Raw genomic sequence first — 20,149 nt, 5'->3', positions numbered from 1 at the left:
AACCACATGCTGGGAAGTCCCAAGTACCACCACCTCGACGACGAGATCGAGATCAACGCCGGACGCGAGAGCGTCACGCTCACGGTGAGCAACACGGGCGACCGTGCGGTGCAGGTCGGGTCGCACTTCCATTTCTTCGAGGTCAACCGTGCCCTCCTCTTCGAGCGGGAGAGGGCCTTCGGGATGCACCTGGACATCCCCGCCGGGACCGGTGTCCGCATCGAGCCCGGTGACACCCGCGACGTCGTCCTGACGGCGTACGCAGGCGCGCGCCGCGTCTACGGGTTCAACAACCTCGTCGACGGCGGTCTCGACGCGAGGCAGACGCAGATCGACGCGATGGCCAGGATGACCGAGGGCGACTTCAAGAACGGCAAGCCAGCGGCCAAGGCGAAGAAGTCGAGCCCGGCGAAGAAGTCGAGCGCGGCGAAGAAGTCGAGCCCGGTGAAGAAGTCCGCAGGGTCCACGAGGAAGAGGAAGAGCTGATGGCAACCGTCTCGCGCAAGCAGTACACCGATCTCTTCGGGCCGACGAGGGGCGACCGGGTCCAGCTCGCCGACACCAACCTCGTCATCGAGATCGAGAAGGACTTCAACGAGGGGCACTACGGCGACGAGGTCGTCTACGGCGGCGGCAAGACAGCACGCGACGGCATGGCGGCAGACCCGCAGGCGACCAGCGCCCAGGGCGCGCTCGACCTCGTCATCACCAACGCGATCATCCTCGATCCCGTCCTCGGCGTGGTCAAGGGCGACATCGGTGTCAAGGACGGCAAGATCGCGGGTGTCGGCAAGTCCGGGAACCCGGCGCTGCAGGACGGAGTCGACCCGCGACTCGTGGTCGGCGCGACCACCGAGGTCCTCGCGGGAGAGCACTGCATCGTGACCGCCGGGGCGATCGACACTCACGTGCACTACATCTCTCCGCAGCAGGCGCTGGCGGCTCTCTCGAACGGCATCACCACACTGTTCGGTGGTGGCACCGGACCCACGGACGCCACCAACGGGGTCACGACCACGCCGGGAGCGTGGCACCTTCACCGCATGATCCAGGCGGCCGAGGACGTCGGCGTCAACATGGGCTTCCACGGCAAGGGAAACGGCTCCCTCCCCGCGGCCCTCATCGAGCAGATCGAGGCCGGTGCGTCGTCGCTCAAGGTCCACGAGGACTGGGGCTCGACGCCGGCGGTCATCGACAACGCACTGTCGGTCGCCGACGAGTACGACATCCAGGTGTCGATCCACACCGACAGCCTCAACGAGGCGGGCTTCGTGGAGGACACGATCTCTGCCATCAACGGTCGGACGATCCACACGTACCACACCGAGGGCGCCGGCGGCGGTCACGCGCCGGACATCATGAAGGCGGCGGGCTACCCGAACATCCTGCCGTCGTCGACCAACCCGACGCTGCCCTACACCGCCAACTCGGTCGATGAGCTGCTCGACATGGTGATGGTGTGCCACCACCTGTCGCACGACATCCCCGAGGACGTGGCGTTCGCGGACTCGAGGGTGCGTGCCGAGACCATCTCGGCGGAGACGGTGCTGCACGACGAGGGCGTCCTCTCGATGTTCTCGTCGGACTCCCAGGCCATGGGCCGGATCGGCGAGTCCGTGACGCGCGCGTTCCAGACCGCGCACCACAACAAGGAGATGCGCGGAGCGCTGCCGGAGGACGAGGGCACGGGCAACGACAACTTCCGCGTCCTGCGCTACCTCGCCAAGGTGACGATCAACCCGGCCATCACCCAGGGGGTGTCCGACTACATCGGGTCGCTCGAGGCCGGCAAGATCGCCGACATCGTGGTCTGGACGGTGGACGCCTTCGCCGCGAAGCCACGGATGATCGTCAAGGGTGGCCTGATCAACTGGGCGATCATGGGTGATCCCAACGCGTCCCTGCCGACGCCTCAGCCGGTCTACTACCGGCCGATGTTCGGCGGGTACGGCAAGGCGCAGCAGAAGACCCGGGTGACCTTCATGTCCCAGGCCGCCATCGATCTCGGCGTCCCGGAGCAGCTGGGGCTCGAGAGTCAGGTGCTGCCCGTACGGCGGTGCCGGTCCATTGGCAAGCAGCACATGCTGTACAACGATCAGGCTCCCGTCATCGAGGTCGACCCTGAGACCTACAAGGTGACGTACGACGGGAAGCCGGCGCACATCGAGCCGGCGCAGTCCTTGCCGCTGACCCAGCTCTTCTTCCTCGCCTGAGCACCATGACGTCGACCACCGTGCGGGACCTCCTCGTGAGCCTCCAGCTCTCGGACTCCGCGTTCCCGAGCGGCTTCTACACGATGTCGCACGGGTTGGAGGGGTTCAGCCAGGCGGGTGCGGTCGACCAGGACGGGATCGAGGGGCTGCTCACCGGACTGCTGCGGCACTCCGTCGGCCCGGGGGACGCCACGGCGCTCGCCCGGGCGCACGACGCGGTCGAGGACGGTGACTGGGAGCGCGTGCGCCGGGTCGACGAGATGCTGTTCGCCGCGAAGCTCAACGCAGAGATGCGCAGAGCGTCGGTGCGCAGCGGCCACCAGCTCACCGACATCGCGCTCGAGGCGATCGGTGGGCCGGAGCTCGAGGAGTGGAAGCGGGCCGTCGCCGCGAAGGAGACGCCGGGCTGTCAGCCGGTCGCGACCGCGGTCGCGTACGCGGCGGCCGGCGTGGGAACGGAGCAGGCGGTCGCCTCGGACCTGTTCGCGTTCGCGGTGAGCTTCCTCGGGGCGGCACTGCGGCTGCGTCTCTCCGACCACCGGCACGTGCAGGTCGTGCTGCACGCCGTCGGACCTGTCATCGCCGAGGAGGCTGCCGAGGCGGTCGGCCGTGACCTCGAGGACATGGGCGGGTGCGTCCCGATGGCGGACGTCATGTCTGCCCAGCACGAGCGCGCGGAGGCACGACTCTTCGCGAGCTGACGGCACCCCAGCGGTGCCCGACCGACGACAACGAGGGGGACGGATGAGCAACGACGTGCTGCGGATCGGCATCGGAGGACCGGTGGGCTCGGGCAAGACGGCACTGACGGAGGCCCTCGTGCCCCGGCTCTTCGCCGCCGGGCGCCAGCCTGCGGTCATCACCAACGACATCTACACGCAGGAGGACGCCCAGCACGTGCGACGAGAGCTCGCCGGCATCCTCGACCCGGAGCGGGTGGTCGGGGTGGAGACCGGCGCGTGTCCCCACACCGCGGTCCGTGACGACCCCACGATGAACCTTGCGGCGGGTGCGGAGATGCTCGAGCGGTACCCGGAGGTCGACACCCTGGTGTACGAGTCGGGCGGCGACAACCTCACGCTCACCTTCTCGCCGTCGCTCGCCGACGTCTTCGTGTTCGTCCTCGACACCTCCGAAGGGGAGAAGATGCCGCGCAAGCGTGGCCCCGGCATCACGGAGTCCGACATCCTCGTGATCAACAAGATCGACATCGCCCAGTACGTCCGGACCGATCTCTCCGTCATGGAGTCCGATGCGCGACGCGTCCGTGACGGCAAGCCGGTCGTCCTCACGAACTCGCTGACGGGCGACGGTGTCGACGAGCTCCAGGACCAGATCCTCGCCGCCTGGCACGCCCGGCCGGCGGTGCTGTCGCGATGAAGACCGTCACCCTCCACGACGCGCCGCCGGCGTCCGCGGTGCCGAAGGTGGGCGCGCCGTCGACGGGGTACGGGGGGCACCGGCTCGAGCCGGCGTACTACGAGCCGGTCCGGGTCCCGCACGAGGTGGCCCGCTTCAGCGGGGTGCCCGACACGCTCCCGACCGGGAGCCCGGGCAAGATCGGCGTCCTCGAGCTCGAGTTCGCGCGCACCGGGAACGGGACCGAGCTGGTCCAGCACTACCAGAAGTCGCCGCTGCAGATCATGCACCCGCTCTACTACGACACCGCGCGGCCGGACATGCCGTACACGTACCTCATGTCCACCGGGGCCGGCATCCTGCAGGGCGACCGCCTCCGTACGGACCTCACGTTCGGCCCGGGCACGTCCGCGTACGTGACCACGTCGGCGTACACGAAGGTGCTGCGGATGGAGCACGACTACGCGGTGGCGCAGGTCAACGTCCGCGTCGACGACGACGCGTACGTCGAGTACCTCCCGGACCCGGTGATCGCCTTCGCCGACGCCCGTCTCTACCAACGCACCCACGTCACGCTCGCGCCGTCGGCCACGCTGGTGATCGGCGAGACGCTGGTCGCGGGGCGGCTCGCCAGCGACGAGCGCCACCAGTACACCGCGCTCGCGGCGGACCTGGAGGTGCGCCGTCCGGACGGCTCGGTCGTCGCCCTCGACCGTGTGCGCCTCACCCCCACCGACCGTGACACCGGGGGACTGGCGGTCCTCGACGACCACGACGTCCTGTCGATGCTCTACGTGCTGACGCCCCGCGCGTCGGTGGCCGAGATCAGCGAGCTCCTGCACCAGGCGCTCGCCCCGTCGGTCGAGGCCGGCGTCGTCCTGGGAGTGAGTGCGCTCCCCAGGGACGCCGGCGTGTGGGTACGCCTGCTGAGCGACGACACCCACCTGGTCCTCGACGCCGTCACGCAGGCGTGGCGGGCGCTGCGAGGTCTCCTCACCGGCATCGAAGCCCCCGTCGTTCGCAAGAGCTAGGAGCTGTCATGTCGGCAACCGGAGCCACGGCCGCGGCACCCCCCAACACCTGGGTGACGTGGCTCGCCGCGCTGCCGCGGGGCATGTCCGAGATCTTCTTCCAGAGCAACGTCTGGACGGGGCTGCTGATCCTGGCCGCCTTCGTCGTCGCCGACTGGGAGATGGCGGTCCTGGCGCTGCTCGGGACCATCGCCTCGACCCTTGCGGGCGCGGCGCTGAAGGTAGGCGCCGACAGCATCAGGATCGGGATGCAGGGCTTCAACGGGGCGCTCATCGGTGCGGCGGTCTACACCGCGATGGGCGGGCAGGGCTGGTCGTACGTCCTCACCATCGTCGGCGGCATCCTGACCGCACCGGTGGCCTGGTTCCTGGTCTGGCTCTTCGGGAGACGGCCGCTGGAGCGGTTCGGACTGCCCTCCACCACGGCGCCGTTCTGCGCGGTCGCAGGGATCATCTACGTCTCCACGACCAGCCTGCACGTCAGCTCGTCGCCCGTGCACACCACGGACGGCACGGGAGAGTCCGTGCTGCGCTCGCTGCTGGCCAACGTCTCCGAGGTCGTCCTGGTCAACAGCGTGTGGGCCGGCGCGCTGATCCTGCTCGGACTCTTCATCGCCTCCTGGAAGGTCGGCGTCGCCGCTGTGATGGGCAGCGTGATCGGCAGCCTCTGTGCGCTCGCCCTCGGGGAGACCGACGCCACCATCGCGGAGGGCCTGGCCGGCTACTCCGGCGTCCTGACGGCGATCGCGCTCTCGGTCGTGTTCCTCAGGAGCAGCACTGCCTCGTGGGTGTACGCCGGGGTCGGTGCGGCGATCACGGCGGTGACGACCCTCGTCATGACCGACCTCACCGATCAGCCGCACTACACGTGGCCCTACATCCTCACCACCTGGGTGCTGCTGGTCGTCGCGGGGTTCATCCCGGTGCTCAAACGCCCATGACGCCGCAGGGCGGACGCGCGCGCCAGCCGCGACGACGACGCCCACGCGGTCGCTGACCGAGGGAGTGCCGACGTGCAGCTCGTGCTGGAGGACATCACCGTCTACGGGCGGCGCGGCCCGCTGCTCGAGCTCGACCGGTTCACCGTCTCGACGGGTGAGTGCGTGCTCATGGCCGGGGAACCCGGGCAGGGCCACACAGCCATGGCCCTCGTCGCGACCGGTCGCCTCTCCCCGTTCTCGGGTCGGGTGCGGCTCGTCAGGGACGACGGGTCGACGACCGAGGACCGGAAGGAGCGCCGACGCCTCACCGCCGTCGTCGACCTCCCCGCCGTCTCCGAGCCCGACGACGCGGTCCCGGTGGGGACCGTCACCGCCGAAGGCCTCGCCCTGGCCCGCCGGGGTGCCGTGCCGGGTGAGCCGACGCGCTGGCTGGAGCGGCACGACATGGGTGCGCTGCGCACCGTCCGGGTCGACGAGGTCGGGGGGGCCGTCCGTACGGCGCTGCTGACTGCGCTGGCCGCCGAGCGGAAGGGGGTCCGCTTCCTCGTGCTCTCCCTGCCCGACAGGCATGGTGGTGAGCCGGCGGACTGGTGGGAGATCGCGCAGGCGTACGCGTCGTTCGGGTACGGGGTGGTCGTCCAGTGCGGCCGCTCCTCGGCGCGCGACCTCGGTGCCGACATCCCGCCGGCCCACGGGGACAGCGCACGCCGCGCGACACCGCTGGAGGCGCTCCGTACCCGGCCGCCGTCCGCGCCGAGACCGACCACAGGCGACGCCGAGCGTCCGGCCCCCGACCAGTCGCTCGACACCGCATGGCTCTTCGGCGAGGTTCCTGCCGACGACCAGCACGAGCCCGGTGCTCCCCGTGCGAAGGAGGAGGATCGATGATCGCGATCCGGCTGGCCGTCTCGGAGATCCGGCGCATCAGCGCCGGAACCCTGCCCAAGCTGGCGATCCTCGCCATGGTCGTGATCCCTTCGTTGTACGCAGGGCTCTACCTGTTCGCCAACGAAGACCCTTACGGCGAGCTCGACCGCGTCCCGGCGGCCCTCGTCGTGCAGGACCGTGGCGCGACCCTGACCGACGCGATCGACGGGACGACCGAGAAGGTCGACTACGGCGGCGAGGTCGCCGACCGCCTCTTGCGAGGCGACGGCGGGTTCGGCTGGGTCGAGACGACGGAGGGAGAGGCGGAGTCCGGCGTGCGGAACGGACGCTATGACGCCGCGCTCATCATCGGTCCCCAGTTCTCCGAGGAGCTGACGTCGTCCGCCCGGTTCGAGCCGGAGCGAGCAGGGCTCACCCTCATCACCAACGACGCGAACAACTACCTCGTCACCCGGGTCGCCGAGACGATCGTGGGCGATGTGCGGGACACGATCGCGACACAGGTCGGCACCGTGGCCGCGAGCAGCTTCCTCGACGGCCTCTCCGTCGTGCACACCGATCTCACCAAGGGGGTGAAGGGCGCTCAGGAGCTCGTCACCGGCTCCAGCCGGCTCACCAGCGGGACCGCCGAGCTCGTCGACGGGACGGCGACCCTCGCGCGTGGCGCCGAGGAGGCGGCGGACGGAGCCGCCCGTCTCGAGTCTGGCGCCGACGAGCTGGCGAGCGGGACGCGTCGGATCGCGGGCGGCGCGAGCACGCTGTCGAACGGGCTCGACGAGCTGAAGCGCCGCACGGGGAGCCTGCCGTCGGACACGCGCACGCTCGCGAACGGCGCGCAGGAGGTCGCCGCAGGAAACGCGAAGGTCGCCGCCGTCGGTGACGACGCGGCCGAGGTGGCAGGCGTGGTCGTCGACCAGTTCCGGGCCGCGCGAGCCTCGCTCGACGAGGGCCTCGACGCGCTCGTCGCGCAGGGGAGGATGACCGACGCCGAGAGAGACGCCCTGATGGCGTTGTTCGCCGACGCCGAGGTCCCGGTCGATGCGGTGGCGGCGCAGATCGAGAGCGCCGCGGACCGGCTGGACGCGCTGAGCAAGGGCTCCTCCGAGGTCGCCGCGGGCACCGAGAAGCTCGCGGCCGCCGCCCCCGTGCTCACGCGGGGCATCAGGAAGGCCGCGTCGGGCGGAGCCGAGCTCGCCTCGGGATCGGCGCGCGTCGACCGCGGCGCCCAGACCCTCGCGCGTGGCACCGGCACGCTGGCGGACGGGACGGAGAAGGTGGCGAACGGCGCTGAGCGGCTCGCCACCTCGAGCACGGCGCTGCGCAAGGGCAGCGCGAGGCTCGAGACCGGGACCGGCGAGCTCCGGAACGGGCTGCAGGACGGGCTGCGCAAAGTCCCCGACCTGGACAAGACGACCGCACGTGACACCGCGGAGACGATCGGTGACCCGGTGGCCGTCAAGGAGGACACGCTCGCGCGCGCCGGGTCGTACGGTGCCGGCCTCGCCCCGTTCTTCATGTCGCTCGCGGCATGGATCGGGGCGTACGTGCTCTTCCTGCTCGTGCGGCCGTTGTCGGCGCGTGCCCTCGCGGCGAACGGTCCGGCGACCCGGACGGCGCTCGGCGGGTGGGCCCCGCCGGCGGTCGTCGGGCTGGTCCAGGTCGCGGTCATGTTCACGATCGTCCGGTTCGCTCTCGACATCGATCCGGTCTACGAGGTCGCGACGGCCGCGGTGCTCGTGATCTCGTCGATGGCCTTCGTCGCGATCCTGCAGGCGCTCAACGCCTGGCTCGGCGAGGTGGGCGAGTTCCTGGGGCTCGTCCTCATGCTCGTCCAGCTGGTCACGGCGGGCGGCACCTTCCCGTGGGAGACGATCCCGGAGCCGCTGCGGTCGCTGCACTGGCTCCTGCCCATGTCCTACGCGGTCAACGGGCTCCGGCAGACGCTCTACGGGGGCGAGGCGTGGATCGTCGCCCGGGACCTCTCGGTGCTGGTCGCCGTGTTCGTCGTCGCGATCCTGCTGACCGCGCTGGCGGCCCGACGGCAGAAGGTCTGGACGCCCAAGCAGCTGCAGCCCGAGCTCGTCCTCTGAGCCGCTCCCGGCGGGCGTCCGCCGGCCGCAGCGCCCTCCTCTGCCCCGGGGCGGAGGCGAAAATCGTTGCCGCTACGGTGGAATGAAGTCGCGCTCACATAAGTTGATAACATCAGACTCAATTAACAAGAGTGCTGGCAAAGCGGGTCCGCGTCGAACCCATGACGCGCCCCGTACCGCGATCCATCAGGAGGAACTCATGGCCCGTGCGGTCGGAATCGATCTCGGCACGACCAACTCTGTCGTCGCCGTCCTGGAGGGTGGCGAGCCCACCGTCATCGCTAACGCCGAGGGTGCCCGTACGACCCCGTCCGTCGTCGCGTTCGCCAAGAACGGCGAGGTGCTGACCGGCGAGGTCGCCAAGCGTCAGGGTGTGACCAACGTCGACCGGACGATCCGGTCCGTGAAGCGTCACATGGGCACCGACTGGTCGGTCAAGATCGACGACAAGACGTTCACCCCGCAGCAGATCTCGGCGTTCGTGCTGCAGAAGCTCAAGCGCGACGCCGAGGCGTACCTGGGCGAGCCGGTCACCGACGCGGTGATCACCGTTCCGGCGTACTTCAACGACGCCCAGCGTCAGGCCACCAAGGAGGCAGGCGAGATCGCCGGCCTCAACGTGAGCCGCATCATCAACGAGCCGACCGCGGCTGCGCTCGCGTACGGCCTCGACAAGGGCGACGACCAGACGATCCTCGTCTTCGACCTCGGCGGCGGCACGTTCGACGTGTCCCTGCTGGAGATCGGTGACGGCGTCATCGAGGTGAAGGCCACCAGCGGTGACAACCACCTCGGCGGCGACGACTGGGACCAGAAGGTCGTCGACTGGATCGTCGACAAGTTCAAGGCGAGCACCGGCCTCGACCTCACCAAGGACAAGATGGCGATGCCGCGTGTCCGTGAGGCCGCCGAGCGCGCCAAGATCGAGCTCTCCAGCTCGCAGTCGACCTCGATCAACCTCCCGTACATCACCGTCGACGCCGAGAAGAACCCCGTGTTCCTCGACGAGACGCTGACCCGTGCGGAGTTCCAGAAGATCACCGCCGACCTGCTCCAGCGCACCCGCGCCCCCTTCGAGCACGTCATCAAGGACGCGGGCATCAAGGTCGCCGACATCGACCACGTCGTCCTCGTCGGTGGCTCGACCCGCATGCCGGCCGTCTCCGACCTGGTCCGTGAGCTGCTCGGTGGCAAGGAGCCCAACAAGGGCGTGAACCCGGACGAGGTCGTCGCCGTCGGCGCCAGCCTCCAGGCCGGCGTCCTGAAGGGCGAGGTCAAGGACGTCCTCCTGCTCGACGTCACCCCGCTGTCGCTGGGCATCGAGACCAAGGGCGGCGTGATGACCAAGCTCATCGAGCGCAACACCACGATCCCGACGCGGCGCTCGGAGGTCTTCACGACCGCCGACGACAACCAGCCGTCCGTCGCGATCCAGGTCTACCAGGGGGAGCGCGAGATCGCGGCACACAACCAGATGCTCGGCACGTTCGAGCTGACGGGCATCGCGCCGGCGCCGCGCGGCGTGCCGCAGATCGAGGTCACCTTCGACATCGATGCCAACGGCATCGTCAACGTCTCCGCGAAGGACCGGGGCACCGGCAAGGAGCAGTCGATGACCATCACCGGCGGGTCGGCCCTCTCCAAGGACGACATCGACCGCATGGTCCGCGAGGCCGAGCAGTACGCCGAGGAGGACCGCAAGGCCAAGGAGGCCGTCGAGGTCCGCAACCAGGGTGAGACGCTCGTCCACTCGACCGAGAAGTTCCTCGCCGAGAACGGTGACAAGGTCGGTGACGACGTCAAGGCCGAGGTCCAGGCCGATGTCGACGCCCTCAAGGAGACGCTGAACGGCGACGACACCGACGCCATCAAGGCGGCGATCGCCAAGCTCGGTGAGTCGAGCCAGAAGATGGGCACGGCGATGTACGAGGCGGCGTCCGCCCAGGCCAACGCGGCCGGCTCCGGTGAGGGCCAGGCCCAGGCCGAGGAGGACGACGTCGTCGAGGCCGAGATCGTCGACGACGAGGGTGAGACGAAGTGACGTCGGACCGCGACTTCACGTCCGAGGCCGAGGGGGTGCCGGAGCAGGAGGCTGCTCCGGCCCCCGAGGCCACGGCCCAGGAGGAGGAGCTCGCCGTCTCTGACCTCGCCCGGCAGCTTGCCGAGCGGACGGCCGACCTCCAGCGCCTCCAGGCCGAGTACGTCAACTACAAGCGGCGCGTCGACCGTGACCGCGAGGCGCAGCGGGTGAACGCCACCGCGGCAGTGCTCGCCTCGTTCCTCCCGGTGCTCGACGACATCGGCCGCGCTCGCGACCACGGCGAGCTCGAGGGCGGCTTCAAGGCCGTCGCCGACTCGCTCGTCCAGGCCACGAGCGCGCACGGTCTGGAGGCATTCGGCGAGCGCGGGGACGTGTTCGACCCGATGCTCCACGAGGCGCTCATGCACCGCCTCGACGCCGACGCGCCCGAGGGCGAGCCGACGGTCGACGCGATCATGCAGGTCGGCTACCGGATCGGTGACAAGATCCTGCGCCCCGCGCGGGTGTCGGTCGTCGAGCACGAGGAGGCCGAGCCGGAGGTCGACGATGAGTCCGAGTCCACGGCAGAGTGACACGCACGTCCGTGCGATCGAGCAGAAGTAGGGAGGTGGTCTCGTGAACAACGAGTGGTTCGAGAAGGACTTCTACAAGATCCTGGGAGTCTCGAAGGACGCGAGCGCGTCCGACATCAAGAAGGCGTACCGCAAGCTCGCGCGAGACCACCACCCTGATGCCAAGCCCGGTGACAAGGCGGCCGAGGAGAAGTTCAAGGAGATCTCCGAGGCCTACGGTGTGCTCTCGAACGCGGACAAGCGCAAGGAGTACGACGAGCAGCGGGCGATGTTCTCCTCCGGCGCCTTCGGTGGAGGCTTCGGCGGCGGGCGTACGAGCGGCGGCGGCTTCGGCTACGGCCAGGGCGGCGGCGGGGGGTTCGACTTCTCCGACCTGCTCGGCGGCATGTTCGGCGGCGGTGCCGGGACGCGGACGCGTTCGGCGCCGGCGCGCCGCGGTGCCGACCTCGAGTCCGAGACGACGTTGTCGTTCGACGACGCGATCTCGGGGACGACGGTCTCGCTGCGGATGTCCAGCGACGAGCCGTGCCCGACGTGCCACGGCACGGGCGCCAAGGCCGGCACCGTCCCGCGTGTCTGCCCCCGTTGCGAGGGCAGCGGCATGCAGACGAGCGCCTCGGGCGGCGTCTTCACGATGACCGAGCCGTGCGACGTGTGCCGCGGCCGCGGGCTCGTGGTCGACGAGGCGTGCGACACCTGCCACGGGTCGGGCCGCGCTGCGTCCGCGCGGACCATGCAGGTCCGCATCCCTGCCGGCGTGAAGGACGGCCAGCGCATCCGGCTGAAGGGCAAGGGTGCCAAGGGTGAGAACGGCGGGCCGAACGGCGACCTGTACGTCACCGTCCACGTCCGGCCGCACCGCGTCTTCGGGCGCAAGGGCGACAACCTCACCATCACGGTGCCCGTCACCTTCGACGAGGCTGTGCTCGGTGCTGAGATCGCCGTTCCGACGCTCAACGGGGCGCCGGTGAGGATCAAGGTCCCGGCCGGCACGCCGAACGGGCGTACCTTCCGGGCGCGGGGCAAGGGCGCTCCGCGCAAGGACGGCACCAAGGCCGACCTGCTCGTCACGGTCGAGGTGCAGGTTCCCACCGCTCCGACCGAGGACGAGCGCGCGGCCGTGGAGTCGTACCGTTCCGCCCGTGACGGCGCCGACCCGCGGGCGGCGCTCTTCGCAGGAGGTGCCTGACCATGTCGCGCGGTAAGGAGTTCGTCCCGCCGGGCCCGGAGGCGAAGGTCTTCGTGATCAGCGTCGCCGCCGAGCTCTCAGGGCTGCACCCGCAGACGCTGCGCACGTACGACCGGCTCGGGCTGGTCAGCCCCGCCCGGACCGGCGGCGGTGGCCGCCGCTACTCGCTGCGCGACATCGAGCTGCTGCGCTCGGTCGCCCAGCTCACTGCCGAGGGGCTCGGGCTCGAGGGCGTCAAGCGTGTCCTCGAGCTCGAGAACCAGGTGATGGCCCTCCAGTCGCGTGTCGCCGAGCTGGAGGCCGAGCTGGAGGCGCGCGACTCGTCGGTGCCGCGGGTGCGCAATCTGCCGGTGCGGTTCACCGAGGCGCCGACGTTTGTCGTACGCCGGTCCCGGGCGCGCTGACGCTCAGCGAGCCCGGTACGCGGGGGCGCGGTGCGTCTGCGCGTGCGGGGCGGCTTCGAGCAACGGCTGCACCCGCCGTCCGATGAGCACCGACAGCACGACGATGCTGGTCGACCGGACGATGCTCGGGGACTGGTCCAGTCGCAGGAGCGTCTCCTGGAGCTCTTCGTGCGACGCGGTCGCGACGAGGCACAGCACGTCGAACGAGCCGGTCGTCACGACCGCCTCGACCACCTGGGGGATCGCGTCCAGCGCCTCGCGGACCTCGTCGAGCGCGCCCTGCGCGATCTCGAGCGTCACGTACGCCTGGACCGGGAAGCCGGCGCGCCGCAGGTCGACGTCGGGGCCGTAGCCGGTGATGACGCCCGCGTCCTCCAGGCGCTTCAGGCGTGCCTGGACCGTCCCGCGGGCGACCGAGACCGTCCGGGACAGCTCCAGCGCGCCGGCGCGGGGGTGCTCGCGCATCGCGCGGACGAGGGCAAGGTCCAGTGCGTCCAGGTTCATCCCTCCACGATCGTACGAACTGGACTGAGCGTCTACTGGCCCACGGGATCGGCTGGTCGATCTGCGCATTCTGACCAGCGCGGACCTTGCGAGTTGCACAGCCACCTGCGGACGCGCTGTGATCGGGCCCACAGCCGCCCAGGAGGATCTGAGATGACCATCGAGCACACGCTGACCAGTGAGGAAGCCCTCGCCGGACTCGACGTCGACCAGCTCAAGCAGCTCGTCGGCCTGGTGGAGTACGACGAGCAGAACGACCCCTTCCCGGTGACCGGCTGGGACGCGGTGGTGTGGGTCGTGGGCAACGCCGCGCAGACCGCGCACTACTTCCAGTCCGCGTACGGCATGGAGCTCGTCGCCTACTCCGGGCCCGAGACGGGCAACCGCGACCACGCCTCGTACGTCCTGCGCAGCGGGGGCGTTCGCTTCGTCCTCAAGGGTGCCGTCGCTCCTGACAGCCCGTTGGTCGCCCACCATGCGGCGCACGGCGACGGCATCGTCGACATCGCGCTCGAGGTGCCCGACGTCGACCGCTGCGTCGCGCATGCCCGCGCGCAGGGCGCGACCGTGCTCGAGGAGCCGCACGACGTCACCGACGAGCACGGCACGATCCGGCTCGGCGCGATCGCCACGTACGGCGACACGCGCCACACCCTGGTCGACCGGTCCCGCTACGACGGGCCGTACCTTCCGGGGTACGTCGCCCGTACGGGCACCTTCCAGAAGCGTGCCGGCGCCCCGAAGCGCGTCTTCCAGGCTCTCGACCACGTCGTCGGCAACGTCGAGCTCGGCCGCATGGACGAGTGGGTGGACTTCTACCACCGCGTCATGGGCTTCACGAACATGGCCGAGTTCATCGGGGACGACATCGCGACGGACTACTCCGCCCTGATGAGCAAGGTCGTCGCCAGCGGCAACCACCGCGTGAAGTTCCCGCTCAACGAGCCGGCCCCGGGGAAGCGGAAGTCGCAGATCGACGAGTACCTCGAGTTCTATGGAGGGCCTGGGGCCCAGCACCTCGCGCTGGCCACGAACGACATCCTCGCGGCCGTGGACGTGCTGCGCGCCGAGGGCGTGGAGTTCCTCGACACCCCGGACTCGTACTACACCGATCCGGAGCTGCGCGAGCGCATCGGCGAGGTCCGGGTGCCGATCGAGGAGCTGCAGGCGCGCGGGATCCTGGTCGACCGCGACGAGGACGGCTACCTTCTGCAGATCTTCACCAAGCCGGTCGGCGACCGCCCGACGGTGTTCTTCGAGCTGATCGAGCGGCACGGGTCCCTGGGGTTCGGCAAGGGGAACTTCAAGGCGCTGTTCGAGGCCATCGAGCGCGAGCAGGAGCGTCGCGGCAACGTCTGAGCCAGCACCAGACGCCGCACGGTGGCACCTTTGGTCCCATGGCCAAGCATTCGCGTCCGATCGGGGTCGACATCGGCGGCAGCGGCATCAAGGGCGCGCCCGTCGACCTGAAGAAGGGTGTGTTCGCCGACGAGCGGCTGCGCATCGAGACCCCGCAGCCGTCGACGCCAGACGCGGTCGCCGACGTCGTCGCCGAGATCGTCGACCACTTCGCGCCCGCGAAGGGGGCTCCCGTCGGGGTCACCGTCCCGGCCGTCGTCACGCGCGGACTCGTCCGCACCGCGGCCAACATCGACCGCAGCTGGATCGGCACCGATGCCGAGCGCCTGCTCTCCGAGCGGCTCGAGCGTCCCGCCGTCGTCACCAACGACGCCGACGCGGCGGGCATCGCCGAGCTGGAGTACGGGGCGGGGCGTGGGACGTCCGGGCTGGTGCTGATGACGACGCTCGGCACCGGGATCGGCACCGCGCTCATCAACGACGGCGTCCTCGTCCCCAACAGCGAGCTCGGCCACCTGCGGATCGACGGGGAGGACGCCGAGCTGACGGCGTCGTCGGCGGCCCGCGAGAACGAGGACCTCTCGTGGGAGGAGTGGGCCGAGCGGCTCCAGACGTACTACGCGCGTCTGGAGGACCTGCTCTGGCCGGACCTCATCATCGTCGGCGGTGGGGTGGCCAAGCACGCCGACAAGTACCTGCCCCTGCTGCACCTGCGGGCCCCGATCGTCGCCGCTCGGCTCGGCAACGCCGCCGGCATCATCGGGGCCGCGCTGATCGCGGCGAGGGCGAACGACTGAGGCGGCCTCACGCCGCCTGCGGCCCGCTCTCGGGGGCGCCGTCGTCCTCGCCGTCGTCCCCGCCCTCGTCCTCGTACGTGAAGAACGAGATCCGCCCGTCGGTCTCCAGGACGGCGATCTCGACGTCGCTCAGCCGGCGCACCCCCTGCTGTCGGGCGGAGGTCACGAGGTCGGCCAGGGCGAGGCGCTGGTCGGCGAGCACCTTCATCCGTGGCTCGCCGTCGCGCAGTACCACCACTGGCTCACCGCGGATGAAGCGCAACCGCTTCGGCCATCGCCAGGAAAGCCACGAGAGGGCGACCGTCAGGAGGGTGAACGTGCCGACGGCCAGGACGGCCCCGGTGACGGAGGTGTCCTGCTGGGTCACCGCGCCCTGCACGAGGTCGCCCATGACGATGAAGAGCACCAGCTCGAACGTGCTCAGCTCGCCCAGCGTGGAGCGTCCCACAGCACGGGTGATGAGCCACAGGAACGCGAACACGACGATCGCGCGGACGACGATCTCCATCGCGGTCCTCCGTTCTGCCGCAGGGGCGTGGTCGGTCGGGTCAGGGGACGAGGCTGGTGCGGATCTCGGTCGAGACCACGGGTCGACCGCCCTCGACCACCGCGACGGTCGCCTGCTCGCCCTCCTGGGCGGAAGGCTGGATGTACACGTCGAAGTCGACCCGCACCTTCGTCGCGCCGGGCTCGGCCGCGATCGTGAGGTAGAGCAGGTCGCCGTCGGTGGTCGTGTCGCTGGGGTCGGGGAAGATCCCCTGGTGCTCGAAGATCGTGAGGTACTCCTGCGAGATCGCCACCACGACCTCCTCGCCGACACCGTCGGGGTTCGAGACGGTGATCGACAGCGGAGTGTCGAGCCCGGCGCGCGCCAGCCTCGGGTAGTCGACGGAGAGCTTCCAACCGCTTTCCTCGGCGGTCGCCGTCAGGTTGCGGACGCCGAGCAGGCCGGTGGCCCCGGCGATCACGACGACGAGGAGCGCCACGAGCGTGACCCGCGTCGTCCAGCGCGCGGTGCCGGTCGTGCTGCCCTCGGGAACGTCGTCGAACGTCGTCACGCAGCACATCCTGCCGTGCGACCGGCCCGTGGCCGGGACCCGGTGCCAGGCAGGTCGCACTAACGTGGGGTCATGGAGTTCCGCTACCTCGGCGCGAGTGGTCTGAAGATCAGCGAGATCGCGTACGGCAACTGGCTCACCCACGGCTCGCAGGTCGAGGCCGACGTCGCGACCGCGTGCGTACGCCGCGCGCTGGACGAGGGCATCACGACCTTCGACACCGCCGACGTCTACGCCAACACGGCAGCGGAGTCCGTCCTCGGTGACGCGCTCGCCGGCCAGCGGCGGGAGTCGCTCGAGATCTTCACCAAGGTCTACTGGCCGACCGGGCCTCGCGGTCACAACGACAGCGGGCTCTCGCGCAAGCACATCATGGAGTCGATCAACGGCTCGCTGCGTCGCCTTCAGACCGACTACGTCGACCTCTACCAGGCCCACCGCTACGACGTGGAGACGCCGCTGGAGGAGACGATGCAGGCGTTCGCCGACGTCGTACGCTCCGGCAAGGCGCTCTACATCGGCGTCTCGGAGTGGACCGCCGACCAGCTGCGCGCGGGTGCGGCCCTCGCGAAGGACCTCGGCATCTCCCTGATCTCCAGCCAGCCGCAGTACTCGATGCTCTGGCGGGTCATCGAGGAGGAGGTCGTCCCCGCCAGCGAAGAGCTCGGCATCGGACAGATCGTCTGGTCGCCGATCGCGCAGGGCGTCCTCACCGGCAAGTACAAGCCCGGCGCCGCGCTGCCACCCGGCTCGCGGGCCACCGACGCCAAGGGCGGAGCCGACATGATCGCCCGCTGGCTCAACGAGCCGGTGCTCGAGCGGGTGGCGCGCCTCGCGCCGATCGCCGCCGACACAGGGCTGTCGATGGCGCAGCTGGCCGTGGCTTGGGTCCTTCAGAACCGCAACGTCTCGGCCGCCATCATCGGCGCGTCGCGACCCGAGCAGGTCTCCGACAACGTCGCGGCGAGCGGCGTCACGCTGGAGCCCGAGATCATGACCGCCATCGACGACGTCCTCGGGGACGTGGTCGTCCGCGATCCCGCGATGACGGCGCAGAACGCGCCGAAGGAACGCCCGAGCTGAGAGGACGACCGATGAGCCCGCTCGACGAACGAGGACCCCACCGTCAGCTGCTCCAGCTGTCGGAGGCCGACTGCTGGGAGCTGCTGGCGACGCAGGAGGTGGGACGGGTCGGGTTCATCCATCACGGCACGCCGCAGATCTTCCCCGTCAACTTCCAGGTGCACGAGGGACGCGTGCTCTTCCGGACGACCCCGTACGGGGCGGTGGCGCAGGCCGTGACCGACGCACCGATCGCGTTCGAGGTGGACATGATCGACCACCCCAACCAGACGGGGTGGTCGGTCCTGCTCAGCGGCACCGGGCAGCACGAGACCGACCCGGCGGTGCTCAGCCAGCTGTGGGGGCCCGACCGCGCGACACCGTGGGCCGACGGGACCCGCATCCTCTGGATCTCGCTCACGCCCAGCGAGGTCAGCGGTCGTCGCATCGCGTGGGAGTGACCTCGTGAGCCAGCAGGTGGGAGACGACGAGCTCGCCGACGTCCTCGACCAGGTCCGTCGGTTCGTCCGCAAGGAGGTCGTGCCGCGCGAGCGGGAGATCGTCGACACGGACGCGATCCCCGACGACCTCCGGGCCAGGGCCCGCGAGATGGGGCTGTTCGGCTACGCGATCGACCAGGAGTGGGGCGGGCTCGGTCTCGACCTCGCCCAGGAGGTCGAGCTCGCGATGGAGCTGGGCTACACGACGCTCGCGTTCCGCTCCATGTTCGGGACGAACAACGGGATCGCCGGCCAGGTGCTGGTGAACTTCGGCACGGACGCCCAGAAGTCGGCATGGCTCGGGCGGGTCGCCAGCGGCGAGGTCGTCGCCTCCTTCGCGCTGACCGAGGCAGGCGCGGGCTCCAACCCCGCGGGCCTACGCACCCGAGCGCGTCGCGTCGACGGAGGGTGGGTGCTCAGCGGTGAGAAGCGGTTCATCACGAACGCGCCGCTGGCGGGCCTCTTCATGGTCTTCGCGCGGGTCGAGGGCGGCGAGGCGGAGGACGGCCAGATCGCAGTCTTCCTCGTTCCCGGTGACGCGCCCGGGCTGTCGATCGGCCCGCACGACCAGAAGATGGGCCAGGAGGGTGCCTGGACCGCCGACGTCCACCTCGAGGACGTGCGGGTGGACGACGACGCGCTGGTCGGCGGGGCGGTCGAGGTCGGCTACCGCGCGGCGATGACCTCGTTGGCGAAGGGGCGCGTCCACATCGCCGCCCTCGCCGTCGGGCAGGCGCAGCGGGCGCTCGACGAGTCGGTCGCCTACGCCGCGACGGCGACGCAGGGCGGGACGCTGCTCGGGGACTTCCAGCTGGTGCAGGCGATGCTCGCCGACCAGCAGACCGGTGTGATGGCCGGACGTGCACTGGTGCGCGAGGCGGCCCGTGCCTACGTCAGCGGCGAGGACCGGCGGGTCGCGCCGTCGGTCGCGAAGCTCTACTGCACCGAGATGGCGGGCAAGGTCGCCGATCTCGCCGTCCAGGTCCACGGGGGATCGGGCTACATGCGTGAGAGCACGGTCGAGCGGATCTACCGCGACGTCCGCCTGCTGCGGCTCTACGAGGGCACCAGCGAGATCCAGCGTCTCATCATCGGCTCGAACCTGGTCCGGCGCGCGCGACGCTGATCAGCCGAGGTGGACCTCGACGTCGGCGCGCCCTCGTACGGCGACGACGCGTCGGGCGTTCGCCTCGTCGCTGCGGCGTACCCAGGCCGCTGCCTCCTCCCGCGCCTTGCCGAACGTAACGTGGCGCTCCACCAACCGTCGTACGCGCACGTCGTCGGGGACGTTCACGTACCAGACCTCGTCGAGCAGCCCGCGCGCCTCGCGCCAGCCGGGCTCGTCGAGCAGCAGGTAGTTCCCCTCCGTCACCACCAGCCCCGCCTCGCGAGAGACCTCGAGCGCGGCGGCGAGCGGCTCCTCGAGGTCCCGCGAGAACCCGGGGACGTACACGCGCCCCTCCGCGCGGGACACGATCCGCCGCAGCGTCGCCACGTAGCCCCCGACGTCGAACGTCTCCGGAGCGCCCTTGACGTTGCGCAGCCCGAGCCGGTCGAGCGTGACGTCCGCGAGGTGGAAGCCGTCCATCGGGACGTGGGCAGGCGCGAGGTCGACAAGTCGTACGAGCAGCTCGTCGACGAGCCACGACTTGCCCGCACCGGGCGCACCGGCGATCCCGAGCATGCGCCCGCCGGCGGCGACGAGATCTCGTGCGCGCGCCACCGCGCCGTCGAGGTCGTGCAGGACGGTCGTCGTCATGGCACCAGTGTGGCCGCGCATGTCCGCGGGGCCACCCGGGTACTCCGAGGACGAAGGCGCAAGAGAGGAGAGCACCATGCCTGCTCGCAAGTCACCGGGACCGAGCGTCAAGGACAAGAAGCTGTACGAGGAGCTGCGCGACGAGGGCAACTCGAAGCAGAAGTCGGCGCGCATCGCCAACGCCGCCGCGGCACGCGGGCGCTCCAACGTGGGGCGCAAGGGTGGGAAGTCGGGCGACTACGAGGACTGGTCCAAGTCCGACCTGTACACGCGGGCGAAGGAGGTCGGGATCGACGGGCGGTCGTCGATGAGCAAGAAGGAGCTGATCTCCGCCCTGCGCAACAGCTGAGCGACAGCCCCGCGCGGCCCGTACGCTCGCACC

22 protein-coding genes are annotated in these 20,149 nt (G+C 70.3%); 18 read left to right on the top strand and 4 right to left on the bottom strand.

Features of this window, described 5'->3' with window-relative positions; translation table 11 throughout:
• Nucleotides 1–6: 6 nt before the first annotated feature.
• From NYZ95_RS20595 to NYZ95_RS09480, 12 genes are all read left to right on the top strand, one after another.
• The gene (locus NYZ95_RS20595) at nt 7–486 is read left to right on the top strand and encodes an urease subunit beta (protein ID WP_443677474.1); all 480 of its coding nucleotides are present in this window, start codon (nt 7–9) and stop codon (nt 484–486) included.
• Nucleotides 486–2,213, top strand: coding sequence for an urease subunit alpha (gene ureC, locus NYZ95_RS09530; protein WP_262851039.1), 1,728 nt, complete (start codon nt 486–488; stop codon nt 2,211–2,213). Before NYZ95_RS20595 ends, ureC begins: the two co-directional genes overlap by 1 nt.
• A gap of 5 nt (nt 2,214–2,218) precedes the next feature.
• A complete protein-coding gene (locus NYZ95_RS09525; protein ID WP_262851038.1) occupies nt 2,219–2,914 on the top strand; it encodes an urease accessory protein UreF in 696 nt (231 codons plus the stop codon).
• A gap of 43 nt (nt 2,915–2,957) precedes the next feature.
• Complete coding sequence (gene ureG, locus NYZ95_RS09520) at nt 2,958–3,593, top strand: urease accessory protein UreG (protein ID WP_262851037.1); 636 nt, start codon at nt 2,958–2,960, stop codon at nt 3,591–3,593.
• Nucleotides 3,590–4,603: an urease accessory protein UreD gene (locus NYZ95_RS09515; protein WP_262851035.1), complete on the top strand. Its 1,014-nt coding sequence runs from the start codon at nt 3,590–3,592 to the stop codon at nt 4,601–4,603. The genes ureG and NYZ95_RS09515 overlap by 4 nt, the downstream gene beginning before the upstream one ends.
• A gap of 8 nt (nt 4,604–4,611) precedes the next feature.
• The gene (locus NYZ95_RS09510; RefSeq protein ID WP_262851033.1) at nt 4,612–5,544 is read left to right on the top strand and encodes an urea transporter; all 933 of its coding nucleotides are present in this window, start codon (nt 4,612–4,614) and stop codon (nt 5,542–5,544) included.
• A 72-nt stretch (nt 5,545–5,616) separates the two neighbouring features.
• Nucleotides 5,617–6,432, top strand: coding sequence for a P-loop NTPase family protein (locus NYZ95_RS09505; RefSeq protein ID WP_262851031.1), 816 nt, complete (start codon nt 5,617–5,619; stop codon nt 6,430–6,432).
• A complete protein-coding gene (locus NYZ95_RS09500) occupies nt 6,429–8,522 on the top strand; it encodes a YhgE/Pip domain-containing protein (RefSeq protein WP_262851029.1) in 2,094 nt (697 codons plus the stop codon). The genes NYZ95_RS09505 and NYZ95_RS09500 overlap by 4 nt, the downstream gene beginning before the upstream one ends.
• Before the next feature lie 199 nt (nt 8,523–8,721).
• A complete protein-coding gene (gene dnaK / locus NYZ95_RS09495) occupies nt 8,722–10,563 on the top strand; it encodes a molecular chaperone DnaK (protein ID WP_262851027.1) in 1,842 nt (613 codons plus the stop codon).
• Nucleotides 10,560–11,135 carry a nucleotide exchange factor GrpE gene (gene grpE / locus NYZ95_RS09490; RefSeq protein WP_262851025.1) on the top strand — a complete coding sequence of 192 codons (576 nt, stop codon included), beginning with the start codon at nt 10,560–10,562 and terminating at the stop codon, nt 11,133–11,135. The genes dnaK and grpE overlap by 4 nt, the downstream gene beginning before the upstream one ends.
• A 43-nt stretch (nt 11,136–11,178) precedes the next feature.
• Nucleotides 11,179–12,324, top strand: coding sequence for a molecular chaperone DnaJ (gene dnaJ / locus NYZ95_RS09485; RefSeq protein ID WP_262851023.1), 1,146 nt, complete (start codon nt 11,179–11,181; stop codon nt 12,322–12,324).
• 2 nt (nt 12,325–12,326) lie between these two features.
• A complete protein-coding gene (locus NYZ95_RS09480; protein WP_279307580.1) occupies nt 12,327–12,728 on the top strand; it encodes a heat shock protein transcriptional repressor HspR in 402 nt (133 codons plus the stop codon).
• A 3-nt stretch (nt 12,729–12,731) separates the two neighbouring features.
• Here NYZ95_RS09480 and NYZ95_RS09475 read toward each other — a convergent pair whose 3' ends face one another.
• The gene (locus NYZ95_RS09475; protein WP_262851021.1) at nt 12,732–13,232 is read right to left on the bottom strand and encodes an Lrp/AsnC family transcriptional regulator; all 501 of its coding nucleotides are present in this window, start codon (nt 13,230–13,232) and stop codon (nt 12,732–12,734) included.
• A 153-nt stretch (nt 13,233–13,385) separates the two neighbouring features.
• Between NYZ95_RS09475 and hppD the strand changes: the two genes are divergently transcribed.
• Both hppD and ppgK read left to right on the top strand, forming a co-directional pair.
• A complete protein-coding gene (gene hppD, locus NYZ95_RS09470) occupies nt 13,386–14,591 on the top strand; it encodes a 4-hydroxyphenylpyruvate dioxygenase (RefSeq protein WP_262851019.1) in 1,206 nt (401 codons plus the stop codon).
• A gap of 38 nt (nt 14,592–14,629) precedes the next feature.
• On the top strand, nt 14,630–15,388 hold the full coding sequence (gene ppgK, locus NYZ95_RS09465; RefSeq protein WP_262851017.1) for a polyphosphate--glucose phosphotransferase: 759 nt from the start codon (nt 14,630–14,632) through the stop codon (nt 15,386–15,388).
• A 7-nt stretch (nt 15,389–15,395) separates the two neighbouring features.
• Here the strand turns inward: ppgK and NYZ95_RS09460 are convergent, their stop codons facing one another.
• A complete protein-coding gene (locus NYZ95_RS09460; protein ID WP_262851015.1) occupies nt 15,396–15,896 on the bottom strand; it encodes a DUF421 domain-containing protein in 501 nt (166 codons plus the stop codon).
• A 40-nt stretch (nt 15,897–15,936) separates the two neighbouring features.
• On the bottom strand, nt 15,937–16,446 hold the full coding sequence (locus NYZ95_RS09455; RefSeq protein ID WP_262851013.1) for a hypothetical protein: 510 nt from the start codon (nt 16,444–16,446) through the stop codon (nt 15,937–15,939).
• Between the two features lie 72 nt (nt 16,447–16,518).
• Here NYZ95_RS09455 and NYZ95_RS09450 point away from each other — a divergent pair, with 72 nt between their 5' ends.
• From NYZ95_RS09450 to NYZ95_RS09440, 3 genes are read left to right on the top strand one after another with little or no spacing between them, the layout of a single operon-like run.
• Nucleotides 16,519–17,529, top strand: coding sequence for an aldo/keto reductase family protein (locus tag NYZ95_RS09450; protein WP_262851011.1), 1,011 nt, complete (start codon nt 16,519–16,521; stop codon nt 17,527–17,529).
• A gap of 11 nt (nt 17,530–17,540) precedes the next feature.
• Nucleotides 17,541–17,969, top strand: coding sequence for a pyridoxamine 5'-phosphate oxidase family protein (locus NYZ95_RS09445; protein ID WP_262851010.1), 429 nt, complete (start codon nt 17,541–17,543; stop codon nt 17,967–17,969).
• 4 nt (nt 17,970–17,973) lie between these two features.
• Nucleotides 17,974–19,134 (top strand): acyl-CoA dehydrogenase family protein, encoded by a 1,161-nt coding sequence (locus NYZ95_RS09440; protein WP_262851008.1) that lies wholly within the window; start codon nt 17,974–17,976, stop codon nt 19,132–19,134.
• On the opposite strand, the gene NYZ95_RS09435 is transcribed toward NYZ95_RS09440, so the two are convergent.
• On the bottom strand, nt 19,135–19,767 hold the full coding sequence (locus NYZ95_RS09435) for a nucleoside/nucleotide kinase family protein (protein ID WP_262851006.1): 633 nt from the start codon (nt 19,765–19,767) through the stop codon (nt 19,135–19,137).
• A gap of 76 nt (nt 19,768–19,843) precedes the next feature.
• Here NYZ95_RS09435 and NYZ95_RS09430 point away from each other — a divergent pair, with 76 nt between their 5' ends.
• Complete coding sequence (locus NYZ95_RS09430; protein ID WP_262851004.1) at nt 19,844–20,116, top strand: DUF7218 family protein; 273 nt, start codon at nt 19,844–19,846, stop codon at nt 20,114–20,116.
• Nucleotides 20,117–20,149 lie beyond the last annotated feature (33 nt).

It is taken from the genome of Mumia quercus, from assembly GCF_025506335.1.
GTDB lineage: Bacteria > Actinomycetota > Actinomycetes > Propionibacteriales > Nocardioidaceae > Mumia > Mumia quercus.
Note: the sequence above shows the minus strand (reverse complement) of the source record. Positions and strands in the feature narration are given on the sequence as shown.